A 16,596-nucleotide genomic window follows, 5' to 3' on the forward strand; every position below is an offset into this window, starting at 1 on the left:
TTTCCTCTTTCAGAGTCAACCCGTTATTTCAGGATTTTTTCTCTTCAACCGACCGGGTTATCTGTGAAGTGATTCACATCCGCCGTGTCGATGGAGGCGCATTATAGGGAGTTCTCCGCAGGCCGCAACCGCTAAATGACAGAAAAATGACTGACTGCTGCATTCCACAGCAAAACCCCGCCTTATACCTTTTTACACACAGACTTATCCACAATAATACGAAAAAGTAAAAATGTGCGAGCGTTGCGCAAACGTTTTCGTTAAAATGCTCGCGCTAAATAAGGATGCCCCGTCAGGTGTGTTAGATGAGTTTTTCGCAGGAAAATTCATCTAACGCTCTCTGTAATCGTGAAATCCAGGGGATTTACCATGCAACAACGTCGTCCAGTCCGCCGCGCTCTGCTCAGTGTTTCTGATAAAGCCGGTATCGTCGAATTCGCTCAGGCACTTTCCGCACGCGGTGTGGAGCTGCTTTCTACAGGTGGCACCGCGCGCCTGTTAGCAGAGAAAGGTCTGCCGGTAACCGAAGTGTCCGATTACACCGGTTTCCCGGAAATGATGGATGGACGCGTCAAAACCCTGCATCCGAAAGTGCACGGCGGCATTCTTGGCCGTCGCGGTCAGGACGACGGCATTATGGAGCAGCACAATATTGCCCCCATCGACATGGTTGTCGTTAACCTCTACCCGTTCGCCCAGACCGTTGCCCGCGAAGGTTGTTCTCTGGAAGACGCGGTTGAGAATATCGATATCGGCGGCCCGACCATGGTGCGCTCCGCAGCCAAGAACCATAAAGATGTGGCTATCGTGGTAAAGAGCAGCGACTACCACGCCATTATTAATGAGATGGATGCCAACGAAGGGTCCCTGACGCTTGCAACGCGTTTTGACCTCGCCATCAAAGCTTTCGAACACACCGCAGCCTACGACAGCATGATTGCCAACTACTTCGGTAGTCTGGTACCTGCCTACCACGGTGAAAGCAAAGATCCTTCTGGCCGCTTCCCGCGCACGCTGAACCTGAACTTCATTAAGAAGCAGGATATGCGTTACGGCGAGAATAGCCACCAGCAGGCTGCCTTCTATATAGAAGAAGAGGTGAAAGAAGCTTCTGTTGCGACTGCTCAGCAGGTACAGGGCAAAGCCCTCTCCTATAACAACATTGCCGATACCGACGCCGCGCTGGAATGCGTGAAAGAGTTCAGCGAGCCAGCCTGCGTTATCGTCAAGCATGCCAACCCATGCGGCGTCGCGATAAGCACCTCTATTCTGGATGCCTACGATCGCGCCTACAAAACCGACCCGACCTCGGCTTTCGGCGGCATCATCGCCTTCAACCGCGAGCTGGATGCTGAAACCGCGCAGGCCATCATCTCCCGCCAGTTCGTTGAAGTGATCATCGCGCCATCCGCATCCGAAGAAGCCCTGAAAATTACCGCGGCGAAACAGAACGTGCGCGTGCTGGTTTGCGGCCAGTGGGCCGAGCGCGTGCCGGGCCTGGACTTCAAACGCGTGAACGGCGGGCTGCTGGTTCAGGACCGCGATCTGGGTATGGTGACAGAAGCCGACCTGCGCGTGGTGACCAAACGTCAGCCGAGCGAACAGGAACTGCGTGACGCGCTGTTCTGCTGGAAAGTGGCGAAGTTCGTGAAATCCAACGCCATCGTCTACGCCAAAGAGAACATGACCATCGGAATAGGCGCTGGTCAGATGAGCCGCGTTTACTCTGCAAAAATCGCGGGTATTAAAGCAGGTGACGAAGGGCTGGAAGTCAAAGGCTCCGCCATGGCCTCTGACGCCTTCTTCCCATTCCGTGACGGTATCGACGCGGCAGCTGCGGTGGGGATCACCTGTGTGATCCAGCCTGGCGGCTCAATCCGTGATGACGAAGTGATTGCCGCTGCCGACGAGCACGGCATCGCAATGATCTTCACCGACATGCGCCACTTCCGCCATTAATTCCCGGAGCAGAAAATGAAAGTATTAGTGATTGGTAACGGCGGGCGCGAGCACGCTCTGGCATGGAAAGCAGCACAGTCTCCGCAGGTTGAAACCGTCTTCGTGGCACCGGGTAACGCCGGCACCGCGCTGGAACCCGCGCTACAGAACGTCGCCATCGGCGTAACCGATATCCCGGCGCTGCTGAGCTTTGCCCGGAACGAGAATATCGATCTGACCATTGTTGGCCCGGAAGCGCCGCTGGTGATTGGCGTTGTAGATGCCTTCCGCGCCGCGGGTCTGAAAATCTTCGGCCCAACGGAAGGTGCAGCACAGCTGGAAGGCTCCAAAGCCTTCACCAAAGATTTCCTCGCGCGTCATAACATCCCGACGGCGGAATATCAGAACTTCACCGAGGTAGAGCCTGCTCTGGCTTATCTGCGTGAAAAAGGCGCACCGATTGTTATCAAGGCCGACGGCCTGGCAGCAGGTAAAGGCGTTATCGTGGCGATGACCCTCGAAGAAGCCGAAGCCGCCGTTCAGGATATGCTGGCGGGTAACGCCTTCGGTGATGCCGGTCACCGCATCGTGATCGAAGAGTTCCTCGACGGCGAAGAAGCGAGCTTTATCGTGATGGTTGACGGCGAGCACGTCCTGCCGATGGCCACCAGCCAGGATCACAAGCGCGTGGGCAATGCCGACACGGGGCCAAACACCGGCGGGATGGGTGCTTACTCCCCTGCTCCGGTAGTCACTGACGAAGTACACCAGCGCACCATGGACCGCATCATCTGGCCAACCGTGAAAGGGATGGCGGCGGAAGGTAATACCTACACCGGTTTCCTCTACGCAGGCCTGATGATCGACAGGCAGGGTAACCCGAAGGTGATTGAATTCAACTGCCGCTTTGGCGATCCGGAAACCCAGCCGATCATGCTGCGCATGAAATCTGACCTGGTGGATCTGTGCCTGGCGGCATGCGAAGGCAAGCTGGACGAGAAAACCTCCGAGTGGGACGAGCGCGCCTCTTTAGGCGTGGTGATTGCTGCGGGTGGCTATCCGGGCAACTACAACACCGGGGATGAGATCCACGGCCTGCCGCTGGAAGAGGTTGACGGTGCGAAGGTGTTCCACGCCGGTACGAAGCTCTCTGACGACGACCGTGTGCTGACCAACGGTGGCCGCGTGCTGTGTGCGACTGCACTGGGCCAGACCGTGGCAGAAGCGCAGAAGCGCGCCTATGCGCTAATGGCGGATATTCACTGGAAAGGCAGCTTCAGCCGTCAGGATATCGGTTATCGTGCCATTGCGCGGGAGCAGGGGGAGTAAGGGAGGCGTCTGTTCCCCTCACCCTAACCCTCTCCCCTAAGGGGAGAGGGAACCGCTCGCGGCACAATTAGAAACTTTTCTCTGTCGGCTGCCAGGTGCAGAAATCTTCGTTCGCCACCAGCAACAGCTGAGAGCCTTCCGGCGCTTCCAGCCACGCCACACTCACCTCCATTGATGAATGCCGCTGACGACGCTGAATGTGTTCGGTTGCCCAGGATTCAAGGTCAGGCTTCACCGTCTGCCCTTCGCAGGTGGTCACCGTGCCGTCGGCATGCCAGCGCCCCTGGCGCAATACCACGCGGCCCTGACGCAGCGCATCGCTGGTCTGGCGCAGTTGTTCGGCACGGTAGCGGTAGAGGGCGACCTGATCGCTGGAAAGCTGCTGTTTCAGGCCACTGACCTCATGCTGCATAAAGCTCAGCTCGCCGTGGTCGTCGAAACGCACCTTCACGTGTTCGGGAGTCTTACTGTAGATATTCAGTTCAATGAGCGACAGCGCATCGCCCTGCCAGCGGTATTCTGCGGTCGAGGTATTGCCGTTATGCCACGGACTGAATGCGGAAAGCAGATGGACTTCATCGCTGGAATCTTTGCGCCAGATCCTGACCGCCCCCTGATCGTCAGCGTAGCCGCTGGCGGTAAACGGAGGAAGAGAAGAATCATGACTACAGGCGGAGAGCAACAGTATGCCTGCCAGCGCGAGCGTCCCACGCCAGAATGACAAAAGGGGCGTCGCCGCCCCTTCGTTAAAACTGTTCACTGCCACGCGTCTTACTTAACTGCGTCTTTCAGTGCTTTACCAGAAACAAATGCCGGCACGTTAGCTGCGGCGATTTTGATTTCTTTACCGGTCTGCGGGTTGCGGCCAGTACGCTCAGCGCGGTGGTTCACTTTGAAGGTACCGAAACCAACCAGTTGTACAGCATCGCCTTCTTTCAGAGACTCAGTAATAGCAGCCAGGGTAGATTCCAGAGCAGCTTTAGCCTGCACTTTAGACAGATCAGCCTTGTCCGCAATTACATCAATCAGTTGAGTCTTGTTCATAAGTTATCCTTTCAATGTGTTTATCGCTTGCTAAGCATCGAGTGCGACGAAAATGCCAAAAAAGCACTCTCCTGCATACACGCACCGATAGCCACTTTTTTTCGCCCCCCAAATGTAGACCAGACGGGGGGCGAAAGGGAAGAGTCGAGGAGTGACAAAACAGGCGTTAAATCACGTTTTGTTGTCTCATTGGTTAAAAATTATACCAATATTGCTCTCACCGGCCTCGCGCAGGTCCGCGCGCAGCCCTTTGATCAGCTCAATATCACGCTCTTCACACTCTGCCAGCAGACGGAAGATCTCCCACTGAATGTCCCATTCCTGTTCAACCGCCGGGTTAGCTCGCAGCTCTTCGTCGGTCATTTCACGGCCTTCCTGGGTCATTTCCAGCATCGCGACGGTGGTGATGGATGCCTTACTGACTTCGATGGCGTGCTCCAGCGTTTCACCGCTCAGACGGGAATGGATCAGCTCGCTCAACGCCACACAGGCATCAATAGCCGGGTAGACGCCATACAGGTCGAAATCATCCGCAGCCGGAATAGCCTCTTCCAGCTTTTCCAGCTGAGAGTCGAAGTTTACCTTCGCGTCTTTCACCGTCAGCGTCTCCCAGATTAAATCCAGGATACGACGATAAATCTGGCCTTCGCCAAACGCCGTCTGCTTGCAGAACGCGGCATAGTTGGGATACATGCGCTCGCACAGGCAAGCCATAAACGTCACGTGCTGCCAGCTTTCCAGCTTCTCAAGGCGCAGATGAATCGGGTTTTGTAACATGATGATGTCTCGAATCGAAAATTAGCCGCAGTTTACCTGAATCACGGCTGAATTTCCTGCCAACGAATGAATGCCGGACGTGAAGAGGCAACGGCGTCAGCCCAGCGGGTTGGCTCCGGTAAACGGTAGCCCTTCATACAGCGTTGCACCCACGCCAGGGCGCTGTCCATGCTGACCCGATGCCCGGTGGCAATAAACAGCGGATTGCAGCGCGCTTTACTGCGCCAGACCCACGCCAGCTGCTCACCTTTATGGATAAGCGGTGCCAGCGCGCCTGGTTCGGCAGAGAGCGGCTCAAACGCGCCGCACAGGCGTTTTTTCGCCACACCGATGGTCGGCACGTCCACCAGCAGACCAAAGTGGCTGGCGACGCCTAAGCGACGCGGATGGGAGATACCGTGCCCATCAACAAACAGCAGATCGGGTTTTTGCGAGAGTTGCTCCCACGCGGCCAGCAGCGCGGGATATTCGCGGAAGGAGAGAAAGCCGGGGATGTACGGCATAGTGGTGGCGATACGCGCCACCTTGTACTCCACCAGCTCCAGCGAAGGGTATTTCAGCACCACCATCGCCGCTCGCGTCACTTCACCGCCCTGCTCGAACCCGACGTCCGCTCCGCCGATGTACCGCGGAGGGTCGGTATCCAGACGATCCTCGCGGATCACCGATGAAGCCAGTTCGATTTGCTGAGCGCGTAGCGACGCGAGATCCATAACCACTCCTTACTTGTGATACTGGGCAGAAAGCCGATGCACCGCCTCCACAAATACGCCTGCGTGTTCTGGCGGTACATCCTGATGAATACCGTGACCGAGGTTGAAGACATGGCCTTCGCCCTGGCCGAAACCAGACAGTATAGTCGACACTTCTTCTTCGATGCGGGCGGGCTGCGCATAGAGCATGGACGGGTCCATGTTGCCCTGGAGCGCCACTTTGTCCCCCACGCGACGACGCGCATCGGCAATATCGGTGGTCCAGTCGAGGCCCAGCGCGTCGCAGCCGGTGGCCGCCATCGCTTCCAGCCACTGACCGCCGCCTTTGGTAAACAGCGTTACCGGCACGCGGCGGCCTTCGTTTTCACGCAGCAGGCCGTCGACGATTTTGTGCATGTAGTACAGGGAGAACTGCTGATAATCGCGTCCGGTCAGCACGCCGCCCCAGGTGTCGAAAATCATCACTGACTGCGCACCGGCTTTAATCTGCGCGTTGAGATAGAGTGTGACGCTCTTCGCCAGCTTGTCGAGCAGGGCATGCAGCGCCAGCGGCTCGGCGTACATCATCTTTTTGATCACAGTAAAGGCTTTGCTGCTGCCGCCTTCCACCATGTAGGTGGCCAGCGTCCACGGGCTGCCGGAGAAGCCAATCAGCGGCACCTCGCCTTTCAACTCGCGGCGGATGGTGCGCACGGCGTTCATCACGTAGCCCAGCTCGCCTTCCGGATCGGGGATCGGCAGCTTATCAACGTCGGCTTTGCTTTTGATCGGAGAGGTAAAACGCGGGCCTTCTCCGGTTTCGAAATAGAGCCCAAGGCCCATCGCATCCGGAATGGTGAGAATGTCCGAAAAAAGAATGGCGGCATCAAGCGGGAAGCGGCGTAGCGGCTGGAGCGTCACTTCACAGGCCAGCTCGGCGTTTTTGCACAGCGACATAAAATCACCGGCCTGCGCGCGCGTGGCTTTGTACTCTGGCAGATAGCGTCCCGCCTGGCGCATCATCCACACCGGGGTGACATCAACGGGCTGGCGCAGCAGCGCACGCAGATAACGATCGTTCTTCAGTTCGGTCATTTTGCAGTTCCTTATTGCGTCAGTCCGTCAGTGTAACACTACTCATACTCGGCCCGACACATTGCCACGGTATCTTCTATCAGGCGACGCGCCACCGTACCCGGAGGGGGTAAAAGAGGCAAATCGTCGTAGCGATACCAGTTCGCCTCCAGCAGCTCTTTCTGATCGATAACAATCTCGCCGCTGTCGTATTCCGCCATAAACGCGGTCATCAGAGACATCGGGAACGGCCACGGCTGCGACGTCACGTAGCGCAGGTTTTTCACCTTGATGCCGCTCTCCTCCATCACCTCACGCGCCACCGCCTGCTCCAGCGTTTCACCAACTTCCACGAAACCGGCGAGGACGGTGTGAATGCCGTTTCGATGGCGGGTATGCTGTGCCAGCAGGATGGAATCATCCCGGCGGATGGCGACAATGATGCACGGCGCGATTTGCGGATAGTAGCGTTCACGGCAGTGGCCGCAGAGCATTGCCCACTCGGTTTTGCTCGGGTGCATGGTGTGCCCGCAGTAGCCGCAGTATTTGTGCGAGCGGTAAAACTCCGCCAGCTGCACGCCGCGCCCCGCCAGCTGAAACAGGCCGACATCCCGATCCAGTACCTGACGAACGGATCCCATATCCTGACGACGAGCCTGTTGGATCAACCATACCGGATCGCCCTGCCACTCGCCGATCCGCAGAGCGGGTTGGCCGACGAGATCGAAGATCTCTGCCGCTCCGTAGGGTATCTCCCCACCAGGCAGCCATAATTTTTGTTCGTGACTGACGATCCACCAACCCAGATCTGATTTTTCAATAATACGATCCATATCTATTGCACTACCTTCGCTTCACTGACATTTTGTTAGCATTGTGGTTACATTTTGGATAAGCAGATCCCATTCTAAACCTTATGGAGTCGACCATGTTAAACCAGCTGGAAAGCCTGACTGAGCGCGTTGGAGGAAGTAACACCCTGGTGGATCGCTGGCTACATGTGCGCAAGCATCTACTCGTGGCGTATTACAATCTGGTTGGTCTTAAGCCTGGCAAAGAATCCTTTATGCGGCTGAATGAAAAAGCGCTGGATGACTTTTGTCAGAGCCTTGTCGACTACCTTTCCGACGGCCATTTCAACATTTATGAACGCATTATCCGCGAAATGGAAGGGACAACGCCGTATTTAGCGGCCAGCAAACTTTGTCCGCTGCTGGAAGCCAACACCCAGCAGATCATGGACTACTACGATTCCACGCTTGAGAACGCTATCGATCACGATAACTATCTTGAGTTTCAGCAGGCGCTTTCCGACCTTGGCGAGGCCCTGGAAGAGCGATTCACGCTGGAAGACAAGCTCATCGCCCTCGTGCTGGACAACAACCTGAATATCAGCATCAGCGATAACGTTGCGCGCCCTGCTTGAGTTCTTAATCGTTAACGAGTAATTTACAACCATTCGCCCCTCTCACGAGGGGGATTTTTCTTGTCGGAGTGCCCAGTGCGAAAGCACGGGCTGAGACCGTTAATTCGGGATCCGCGGAACCTGATCAGGCTAATACCTGCGAAGGGAACAAGAGTCACACTGCTGTTGTATCGCCCCTGGGGCGATCTTCTCTTGCTTCATCCGTCGTCTGACAAGCCATGTCCTTCACATCTGGAATGAGCTATGTCTACAACAAAACTGACCCGCCGCGAACAGCGCGCACAAGCCCAACACTTCATCGACACCCTGGAAGGCACCGCTTTCCCGAACTCAACGCGCATCTATATTTCTGGCTCGCAGGCTGATATCCGTGTGCCGATGCGCGAAATCCAGCTCAGCCCGACGCTTATTGGCGGCAGCAAAGAGAATCCGCAGTTTGAAGACAACGAAGCCGTGCCGGTGTATGACACCTCCGGCCCGTACGGCGACCCTTCTGTTGCCATCAATGTGCAGCAGGGTCTGGCAAAGCTTCGCCAGCCGTGGATTGATGCGCGTAACGACTGCGAGGAACTGAGCGTGCGCAGCTCGGCGTATACCAACGAGCGCCTGGCCGACGACGGTCTGGACGAGCTGCGCTTTACCGGCCTGCTGACGCCAAAACGCGCCAGAGCGGGTAAATGCGTGACCCAGCTGCACTACGCGCGCCAGGGTATTGTCACACCGGAGATGGAGTTCATCGCCATCCGCGAAAACATGGGCCGCGAGCGCATCCGTAGCGAAGTGCTGCGCTATCAGCATCCGGGTGAAGGATTTGGCGCTCGCCTGCCGGAGAACATCACGCCGGAATTCGTGCGTGACGAAGTGGCCGCCGGGCGCGCCATTATCCCCGCCAACATCAACCACCCGGAATCCGAGCCGATGATTATCGGCCGTAACTTTCTGGTGAAGGTCAACGCTAACATCGGCAACTCTGCCGTTACCTCTTCCATCGAAGAAGAGGTGGAAAAGCTGGTCTGGTCGACGCGCTGGGGCGCGGACACGGTAATGGACCTTTCCACGGGCCGCTACATCCACGAAACCCGCGAGTGGATCCTGCGTAACAGCCCGGTGCCGATTGGCACCGTCCCGATTTATCAGGCGCTGGAGAAGGTCAACGGCATTGCAGAAGACCTCACCTGGGAAGCCTTCCGCGACACGCTGCTGGAGCAGGCCGAGCAGGGCGTGGACTACTTCACCATCCACGCGGGCGTGCTGCTGCGCTACGTGCCGATGACGGCGAAACGTCTGACCGGCATCGTCTCGCGCGGCGGTTCGATTATGGCGAAGTGGTGCCTGTCCCATCATCAGGAAAACTTCCTCTACGAGCATTTCCGAGAGATCTGCGAAATCTGCGCTGCGTACGATGTCTCTCTGTCGCTGGGCGACGGCCTGCGTCCTGGCTCCATCCGTGACGCGAACGACGAGGCGCAGTTTGCCGAGCTGCATACGTTGGGCGAACTGACCAAAATCGCCTGGGAGTATGACGTGCAGGTAATGATTGAAGGCCCGGGCCACGTGCCGATGCAGATGATCCGCCGCAACATGACCGAGGAGCTGGAGCACTGCCACGAAGCACCGTTCTATACCCTGGGGCCGTTGACCACCGATATTGCGCCGGGCTATGACCACTTCACGTCCGGGATCGGCGCGGCGATGATCGGCTGGTTCGGCTGCGCCATGCTCTGCTACGTGACGCCGAAAGAGCATCTCGGTCTGCCAAACAAAGAGGACGTGAAGCAGGGGCTGATCACCTACAAGATTGCCGCCCACGCGGCGGATCTGGCGAAAGGCCATCCGGGCGCGCAAATCCGCGACAACGCTATGTCCAAAGCGCGCTTTGAATTCCGCTGGGAAGACCAGTTCAACCTGGCGCTGGACCCGTTCACCGCCCGCGCCTATCACGATGAAACCCTGCCGCAGGAGTCGGGTAAGGTGGCGCACTTCTGCTCCATGTGCGGACCAAAATTCTGCTCGATGAAAATCAGCCAGGAGGTGCGCGACTACGCCGCCGCGCAGACCATTGAAGTCGGTATGGCGGACATGTCGGAAACCTTCCGCGCGAAAGGCGGTGAAATTTACCTCAAAAAAGAGGAGGCGTAATGTATCAGCCTGATTTCCCCCCCGTACCCTTCCGCTTAGGACTTTACCCGGTGGTGGACAGCGTGGAGTGGATCGCCCGCCTGCTGGAAGCTGGCGTTCGCACCCTACAGCTGCGCATCAAGGATAAACGTGATGAAGAGGTGGAGGCCGACGTGGTCGCCGCCATCGCGCTGGGACGTCGCTACGACGCCCGCCTGTTTATCAACGACTACTGGCGGCTGGCGGTTAAACACCAGGCGTACGGCGTGCATCTGGGACAGGAAGATCTGGAAACAACGGATCTGAACGCTATCCGCGACGCCGGGCTACGCCTTGGCGTTTCAACGCACGATGATATGGAGATCGACGTGGCGCTGGCGGCCCGCCCCTCCTACATCGCCCTCGGGCACGTTTTTCCGACGCAAACCAAGCAGATGCCGTCCGCACCCCAGGGACTGACGCAGCTCGCGAGCCACGTCAAACGCCTTGCCGATTACCCCACCGTCGCCATCGGCGGGATCAGCCTCGAACGTGCACCCGCCGTGCTGGAAACTGGCGTCGGCAGTATCGCCGTCGTCAGCGCCATCACCCAGGCGGCAGACTGGCAGGCCGCCACCGCGCAGCTTTTACAACTGGCAGGAGCAGGCGATGAAAGATCGTGATTTTATGCGTTACAGCCGCCAGATCCTGCTGGAGGATATCGCCATCGAGGGGCAGCAAAAGCTGCTCGCCAGCCGGGTACTGATTGTCGGTCTGGGCGGATTAGGCACCCCCGCCGCGCTGTATCTGGCCGGCGCGGGCGTGGGCACGCTGGTGCTGGCCGATGACGACGAGGTACATCTCAGCAATCTGCAACGGCAAATTCTCTTTACGACAGAAGACATCAACCAGCCTAAAGCTCACGTTACGCGCCAGCGGCTGAACCAGCTTAACCCGGATATCGAACTGGTTGCGCTCCAGACGCGGCTTAGCGGGGACGATCTGCAACGGGAAGTGGCCCTTGCCGACGTGGTGCTGGACTGCACGGACAACATGGCAACGCGTCAGGCCATTAATGCGGCCTGTGTGACACAGAACACGCCGCTGATCACCGCCAGCGCGGTCGGTTTCGGCGGGCAAATAATGGTACTTACGCCGCCGTGGGCACAGGGCTGCTATCGCTGCCTGTGGCCGGACGAGGCGGAACCGGAGCGTAACTGCCGCACGGCAGGCATTCTTGGGCCAGTGGTGGGCGTGATGGGAACCCTTCAGGCGCTGGAGGCCATCAAGTTGCTCAGCGGCATGGAGACAGAACGCAACACGCTGCGGCTGTTCGACGCCCGTTCCAGCGGCTGGCGTCATCTGGCGTTAAACCGCGCCAGCCACTGTCCGGTATGCGGAGGCCGCGATGCGCATTCTGTTTAACGATGAGCCGATGACGTGCGATGACGATCTCACCGTTGCCGCACTGCTCGACACGCTGCGCCAGCTCAAGCCGGGAACGGCGCTGGCGCTCAATCAACAGATCCTGCCGCGTGAGCAGTGGGAACATCAGCAGGTCAGTGAAGGCGACCAGATCCTGCTGTTTCAGGTTATCGCAGGGGGCTGAAATGTTACGTATTGCCGATAAAACGTTTGAATCACACCTGTTTACCGGAACCGGGAAATTCGCCTCGCCACAGCTGATGGTGGATGCCATCCGTGAAAGCGGCAGCCAGCTGGTGACGCTGGCGATGAAGCGCGTGGATTTGCGTCAGCACAACGATGCCATACTTGCGCCGTTACTGGAGGCAGGCGTGACGCTCTTACCCAATACCTCCGGTGCGAAAACGGCCGAGGAGGCGATTTTCGCCGCGCAACTGGCCCGGGAAGCGCTCGGCACCCGCTGGCTGAAGCTGGAAATTCACCCGGACGCCCGCTGGCTGTTGCCCGACCCAATCGAAACCCTGAAAGCGGCAGAGAAGCTGGTGCAACAGGGCTTTACCGTCCTGCCCTACTGCGGCGCAGATCCCGTGCTGTGTAAGCGTCTGGAAGAGGTCGGCTGCGCTGCCGTGATGCCGTTAGGCGCGCCCATTGGCTCCAATCAGGGTCTGGAAACCCGTGCAATGCTGGAGATTATCTTCGAGCAGGCTACCGTGCCCGTAGTGGTGGATGCGGGGATCGGCGTACCCAGCCACGCCGCGCAGGCGCTGGAGATGGGCGCCGACGCGGTGCTGGTGAATACCGCCATTGCGGTGGCCGACGACCCGGTAATGATGGCGCGTGCGTTCCGCCTTGCCGTGGAATCTGGTCTGCTGGCACGGCAGTCCGGTCCCGGCTCGCGCAGCGTTCAGGCGCAGGCCACCAGCCCGCTGACCGGTTTTCTGGAGGCGCTCTGATGGCTACCTTTACCGATCGCTGGCGTCAGCTTAACTGGGACGATATAGCCTTACGCATCAACAGTAAAACCGCTGCGGACGTAGAGCAAGCGTTAAGCGCCCGGCAGCTGACCCGCGAGGATTTGATGGCCCTGCTTTCTCCGGCAGCCAGCACGTACCTTGAACCGATGGCGCAGCGCGCTCAGCGTCTCACCCGCCAGCGCTTTGGCAACACGGTAAGTTTCTATGTGCCGCTCTATCTTTCTAACCTGTGCGCCAACGACTGCACCTACTGTGGCTTCTCCATGAGCAACCGCATTAAGCGTAAAACGCTGGATGAGCATGAGATCGCCCGCGAGTGTGCGGCTATTCGGGAAATGGGTTTTGAACATCTTCTGCTGGTGACGGGCGAACATCAGAGCAAGGTGGGAATGGACTATTTTCGCCAGCATCTTCCGGCCATTCGCCGCGAATTTGCCTCGTTGCAGATGGAAGTGCAGCCTCTGTCGCAGGAGGAATATGCGGAGCTGAAAACCCTCGGGCTGGACGGCGTAATGGTTTATCAGGAAACCTACCATGAGGCGACCTATGCCCGACATCACCTGAAAGGGAAGAAGCAGGATTTCATCTTCCGGCTGGAAACGCCGGACAGGCTGGGGCGCGCCGGTATCGATAAAATTGGGCTGGGCGCGCTTATCGGTCTGTCTGACAGCTGGCGGGTAGACTGCTATATGGTGGCGGAACACCTGCTGTGGTTGCAGCAGCACTACTGGCAAAGCCGCTATTCCATCTCCTTCCCGCGACTGCGTCCGTGTGCGGGAGGCATTGAACCCGCCTCGCTAATGGATGAACGCCAGCTGGTGCAAACCCTGTGCGCCTTTCGTCTGTTCGCGCCGGAAGTGGAATTGTCGCTCTCCACGCGTGAATCCCCCGCGTTTCGCGACCGCGCGATCCCGCTGGCGATCAACAACGTCAGCGCCTTTTCCAAAACGCAGCCGGGCGGTTACGCTGACGATCATCCGGAACTGGAACAGTTCGCACCGCACGACGGACGACGACCCGAAGCGGTGGCGGAAGCGCTGGCTGCACAAGGTCTACAGCCGGTGTGGAAAGACTGGGATAGCTGGCTGGGAAGAGCTTCGCATCTGGGCTGAAACCGTCTGCAAAAACGCGGAAAGGTTACGAGGCGGCTCGTAAAATCAAAACCGGGCGATTGAGGCGATCTGCCCGGTTTTCTTATGCTTAACCACGTCAGCAACGGACGCTGACCAGGGTGAAAATGCTTCTTCCTCGTTTCGCCCTGCCCTCCGCCTCTTAAACAGAATTTCAATTGATACAATAAATACGTCGTTTCTTATCTACGCTTAAGATAAATCATCTCGTCGGTAACCGCCTTCTGTATAATTTACTACCAGCAACCGGACAGCGACTATGCTGAGGATATCGACAGACGCAACGCGTCTACCATCTGGATTGATGTACAACTCATGGCACTCCATAGTAAAAAGCTCTCTTTTACCCGGCCAATTATGGTCAGCTTCGCGGGGATCCTGTTCAGTTTCGCGCTGATCGCCATCCTGGTTATCCTTTCACAGAGAAAGGATTTTCTTGAGGATTATCATAAGATTAATGGTAACTTCACCCATAATCTGGCGGTTAACTATACCGAAACCATTCTGCGGGAAAATGACTATATTCTTGGTCGCGCTGCGATGTACTTCGCCCGTAATGACAGAGTGAATCAGACAATAAATATCGACCCGACACACGGTTTGCAGATGTTAATGCATTTGCAGAACCTGATGCCGACGGTGTCGTCTATCTCGCTGGCGGACACCGAAGGGCGCCATCTGCGCGCGCCGGAAGTGCTTCCAACGGAGAAGGGTAAGTCGTTCGACGCGCGAACCCGCCCATGGTTTATCGGGCAAGCGGAAGCCAGCAACTTTCCTCACTATACGCGCCCTTATCTGGACTATTTCACCCAACATCCCACCGTCACCCTCTATAAGCCGGTCATTTCACCGGAAGGCCGTCTGAAGGGCACGCTCGCTTTTCATCTTGATTTAACGTCCATGGGATATACGCTGCGCCAGATGGTGGCGCCGGTTCAGGGTGAGTTTTTTATCGTCGAGCGTGACGGCGCCGTTGTGCTTCATCCGGACACGGGGGCGCTCTTTAAGCAGTACGTAAGCGAAGCGCTGATGGACAAAATGACCAGCGGCGAAGGCCATCTTTTCGACCCCAAAAGTAAAACCTGGTATTACTACTACTCTTTCACCAATCCGGACTGGTTTGTGATTTATCGGGTTTCCGATGCCACGCTGACCGTAATCACCCGACATGAAACCACCGTCGTCGGCTGGGGATTTGCGCTGGCGGCAATCATCATTATTCTGTTCGGACTGTACCTTCGTCATGCTTCGCGTTCTGTGCTGATGAACATTATCAACGCCATCAAAACCGGAGACGTCAACCAGGCGCCACGCCTTGAGGCGATGCTCAGTCATACCATCCGAACGAACAAAGAACGCGAACTGGCCTATGTCCGTCAGGCCACGCATGATGCGCTGACAGGCTGTAAAAACCGCCGTGCATTCGATAACGATGTGGGAGAGTTGCTGGCCGCTCATCAACCATTCGTTCTGGCGCTGATCGACATCGATAACTTTAAATCCATTAACGACACCTGGGGCCACCTGAGCGGGGATATTGTTCTGCGCAACGTGGCGCGCGAGGGTATTCAGATCATGCAGCCGCACCACGTTTCCGTTTACCGCTACGGTGGAGAGGAATTCGCCGTGATTTTCCCGGCCGAACTGATGAACTCCGCGAACGCGTTACTGGAAGCCTGGCGCACCACCGTTGAAAAGCGGACCTGGCGGGAAGAGAACCTGCGAGTGACCTTCAGCGCCGGGTTGGGAGAGTGGCACTTCGAACCGCTGGAACAATTTATCGGTAGCGTAGATGAAGCGCTGTACACCGCTAAACAACAGGGTAAAAACCGCATCGTAAGCACGGCCAGCCGATAATCCCCCTCCTGAAATTCTGCCCGTTCTGACGGGCAGAATGCTCGCCTGTATAAAATTGTAACCGGTTTCAGAAAAATGCCGATTTCTTTGTGATGCCTGACACACAATCGCGGTAAAGCGGTTGTTGAAGCGGTCTGCACGGGATAATTATCAATAAACACATGTAGATCGAGGCTGACTATGAAGAACATCGTTTTATGCTGTGCAGCGGGAATGTCAACCAGCATGCTGGTTCAACGTATGATAGATGCCGCGCAGAAAAAAGGAGTCGAAGTAACCATTAAAGCCGTTCCGGTCGCGGAGTTTAAAGATAACATCGCGACGGCTGATATCGTATTACTGGGGCCACAGGTTAAATACGAACAGGCAAAACTCCAGGCGCAGGCCGATCCGCTCGGAAAAAAGGTCGCGGTCATCGACATGATGGATTACGGCATGATGAAAGGTGATGCCGTACTGGAAAAAGCGCTCAAACTTCTGGAGTCATAATGGAAGACTTAGAAACCACGATTATGGAACTGCTTGTCAACGCAGGTGCGGCGCGCAGTGCGGCCCTGACAGCGTTGCAGATGGCGCGAAAAGGCGACTTTGACGAAGCCGAAAAAGCGATGGAAGAATCGCGTGAATATGTGAAACATGCGCATACGATCCAGACGCAACTCATCGGTCTTGATGAAGGGACCGGGAAACTTCCGGTTAACCTGATCACCGTCCACTCTCAGGACCACCTGATGAACGCGATGGTTATTCAGGACCTGGCGGGCGATATGATTGAGCTTTATCGTCGGATCCCGTTAGTGAATTGACGACATGCAGATGTAAAAAAACCCGCC

Annotated in this window: 18 protein-coding genes and 1 riboswitch; of the genes, 12 read left to right on the top strand and 6 right to left on the bottom strand. The window is 57.0% G+C overall.

The window, feature by feature from the left end; genetic code table 11:
- Nucleotides 1-369: 369 nt before the first annotated feature.
- Nucleotides 370-1,959: a bifunctional phosphoribosylaminoimidazolecarboxamide formyltransferase/IMP cyclohydrolase gene (purH, locus tag ACOTX7_RS20685; protein WP_221256773.1), complete on the top strand. Its 1,590-nt coding sequence runs from the start codon at nucleotides 370-372 to the stop codon at nucleotides 1,957-1,959.
- Nucleotides 1,960-1,974: 15 nt separating this feature from the next.
- On the top strand, nucleotides 1,975-3,267 hold the full coding sequence (gene purD / locus ACOTX7_RS20690; RefSeq protein ID WP_125359091.1) for a phosphoribosylamine--glycine ligase: 1,293 nt from the start codon (nucleotides 1,975-1,977) through the stop codon (nucleotides 3,265-3,267).
- Nucleotides 3,268-3,334: 67 nt separating this feature from the next.
- On the opposite strand, the gene ACOTX7_RS20695 is transcribed toward purD, so the two are convergent.
- From ACOTX7_RS20695 to nudC, 6 genes are all read right to left on the bottom strand, one after another.
- Nucleotides 3,335-4,027 carry a DUF1481 domain-containing protein gene (locus ACOTX7_RS20695; protein WP_047354431.1) on the bottom strand — a complete coding sequence of 231 codons (693 nt, stop codon included), beginning with the start codon at nucleotides 4,025-4,027 and terminating at the stop codon, nucleotides 3,335-3,337.
- Nucleotides 4,028-4,038: 11 nt separating this feature from the next.
- Nucleotides 4,039-4,311, bottom strand: a complete 273-nt coding sequence (gene hupA, locus ACOTX7_RS20700) for a nucleoid-associated protein HU-alpha (RefSeq protein WP_002445246.1) — start codon at nucleotides 4,309-4,311, stop codon at nucleotides 4,039-4,041.
- 186 nt (nucleotides 4,312-4,497) lie between these two features.
- Nucleotides 4,498-5,088, bottom strand: coding sequence for a YjaG family protein (locus tag ACOTX7_RS20705; protein ID WP_003862310.1), 591 nt, complete (start codon nucleotides 5,086-5,088; stop codon nucleotides 4,498-4,500).
- 41 nt (nucleotides 5,089-5,129) lie between these two features.
- Nucleotides 5,130-5,801 carry a deoxyribonuclease V gene (gene nfi / locus ACOTX7_RS20710; RefSeq protein ID WP_003862312.1) on the bottom strand — a complete coding sequence of 224 codons (672 nt, stop codon included), beginning with the start codon at nucleotides 5,799-5,801 and terminating at the stop codon, nucleotides 5,130-5,132.
- A gap of 9 nt (nucleotides 5,802-5,810) precedes the next feature.
- Nucleotides 5,811-6,875: a uroporphyrinogen decarboxylase gene (hemE, locus tag ACOTX7_RS20715; RefSeq protein ID WP_047354430.1), complete on the bottom strand. Its 1,065-nt coding sequence runs from the start codon at nucleotides 6,873-6,875 to the stop codon at nucleotides 5,811-5,813.
- A gap of 38 nt (nucleotides 6,876-6,913) precedes the next feature.
- Entirely contained in the window at nucleotides 6,914-7,687 is a 774-nt protein-coding gene (gene nudC / locus ACOTX7_RS20720) for an NAD(+) diphosphatase (RefSeq protein ID WP_006810518.1), read from the bottom strand.
- Between the two features lie 95 nt (nucleotides 7,688-7,782).
- Here nudC and ACOTX7_RS20725 point away from each other — a divergent pair, with 95 nt between their 5' ends.
- From ACOTX7_RS20725 to ACOTX7_RS20770, 10 genes are all read left to right on the top strand, one after another.
- Nucleotides 7,783-8,280 (top strand): Rsd/AlgQ family anti-sigma factor, encoded by a 498-nt coding sequence (locus ACOTX7_RS20725; protein WP_032673706.1) that lies wholly within the window; start codon nucleotides 7,783-7,785, stop codon nucleotides 8,278-8,280.
- 54 nt (nucleotides 8,281-8,334) lie between these two features.
- A riboswitch (TPP riboswitch) is annotated at nucleotides 8,335-8,444 on the top strand.
- 79 nt (nucleotides 8,445-8,523) lie between these two features.
- Nucleotides 8,524-10,419 (top strand): phosphomethylpyrimidine synthase ThiC, encoded by a 1,896-nt coding sequence (gene thiC, locus ACOTX7_RS20730; protein ID WP_221256772.1) that lies wholly within the window; start codon nucleotides 8,524-8,526, stop codon nucleotides 10,417-10,419.
- Complete coding sequence (thiE, locus tag ACOTX7_RS20735) at nucleotides 10,419-11,060, top strand: thiamine phosphate synthase (protein ID WP_006810521.1); 642 nt, start codon at nucleotides 10,419-10,421, stop codon at nucleotides 11,058-11,060. The genes thiC and thiE overlap by 1 nt, the downstream gene beginning before the upstream one ends.
- Nucleotides 11,047-11,802, top strand: coding sequence for a thiazole biosynthesis adenylyltransferase ThiF (gene thiF / locus ACOTX7_RS20740; RefSeq protein ID WP_221256771.1), 756 nt, complete (start codon nucleotides 11,047-11,049; stop codon nucleotides 11,800-11,802). The genes thiE and thiF overlap by 14 nt, the downstream gene beginning before the upstream one ends.
- Nucleotides 11,786-11,986 carry a sulfur carrier protein ThiS gene (thiS, locus tag ACOTX7_RS20745; protein ID WP_213828694.1) on the top strand — a complete coding sequence of 67 codons (201 nt, stop codon included), beginning with the start codon at nucleotides 11,786-11,788 and terminating at the stop codon, nucleotides 11,984-11,986. The genes thiF and thiS overlap by 17 nt, the downstream gene beginning before the upstream one ends.
- Before the next feature lies 1 nt (nucleotide 11,987).
- Nucleotides 11,988-12,755, top strand: coding sequence for a thiazole synthase (gene thiG, locus ACOTX7_RS20750; protein ID WP_006810524.1), 768 nt, complete (start codon nucleotides 11,988-11,990; stop codon nucleotides 12,753-12,755).
- On the top strand, nucleotides 12,755-13,888 hold the full coding sequence (gene thiH, locus ACOTX7_RS20755) for a 2-iminoacetate synthase ThiH (protein WP_221256770.1): 1,134 nt from the start codon (nucleotides 12,755-12,757) through the stop codon (nucleotides 13,886-13,888). The genes thiG and thiH overlap by 1 nt, the downstream gene beginning before the upstream one ends.
- Before the next feature lie 333 nt (nucleotides 13,889-14,221).
- Nucleotides 14,222-15,763 (top strand): sensor domain-containing diguanylate cyclase, encoded by a 1,542-nt coding sequence (locus ACOTX7_RS20760; protein WP_006810526.1) that lies wholly within the window; start codon nucleotides 14,222-14,224, stop codon nucleotides 15,761-15,763.
- A 180-nt stretch (nucleotides 15,764-15,943) separates the two neighbouring features.
- Nucleotides 15,944-16,252: a PTS sugar transporter subunit IIB gene (locus tag ACOTX7_RS20765; protein WP_006810527.1), complete on the top strand. Its 309-nt coding sequence runs from the start codon at nucleotides 15,944-15,946 to the stop codon at nucleotides 16,250-16,252.
- Nucleotides 16,252-16,569, top strand: coding sequence for a PTS lactose/cellobiose transporter subunit IIA (locus ACOTX7_RS20770; RefSeq protein ID WP_003862327.1), 318 nt, complete (start codon nucleotides 16,252-16,254; stop codon nucleotides 16,567-16,569). Before ACOTX7_RS20765 ends, ACOTX7_RS20770 begins: the two co-directional genes overlap by 1 nt.
- The last annotated feature ends 27 nt before the right edge of the window (nucleotides 16,570-16,596 follow it).

The sequence above is a fragment of the Enterobacter cloacae complex sp. IR5418 genome (genome assembly GCF_049238105.1).
GTDB lineage: Bacteria > Pseudomonadota > Gammaproteobacteria > Enterobacterales > Enterobacteriaceae > Enterobacter > Enterobacter hormaechei.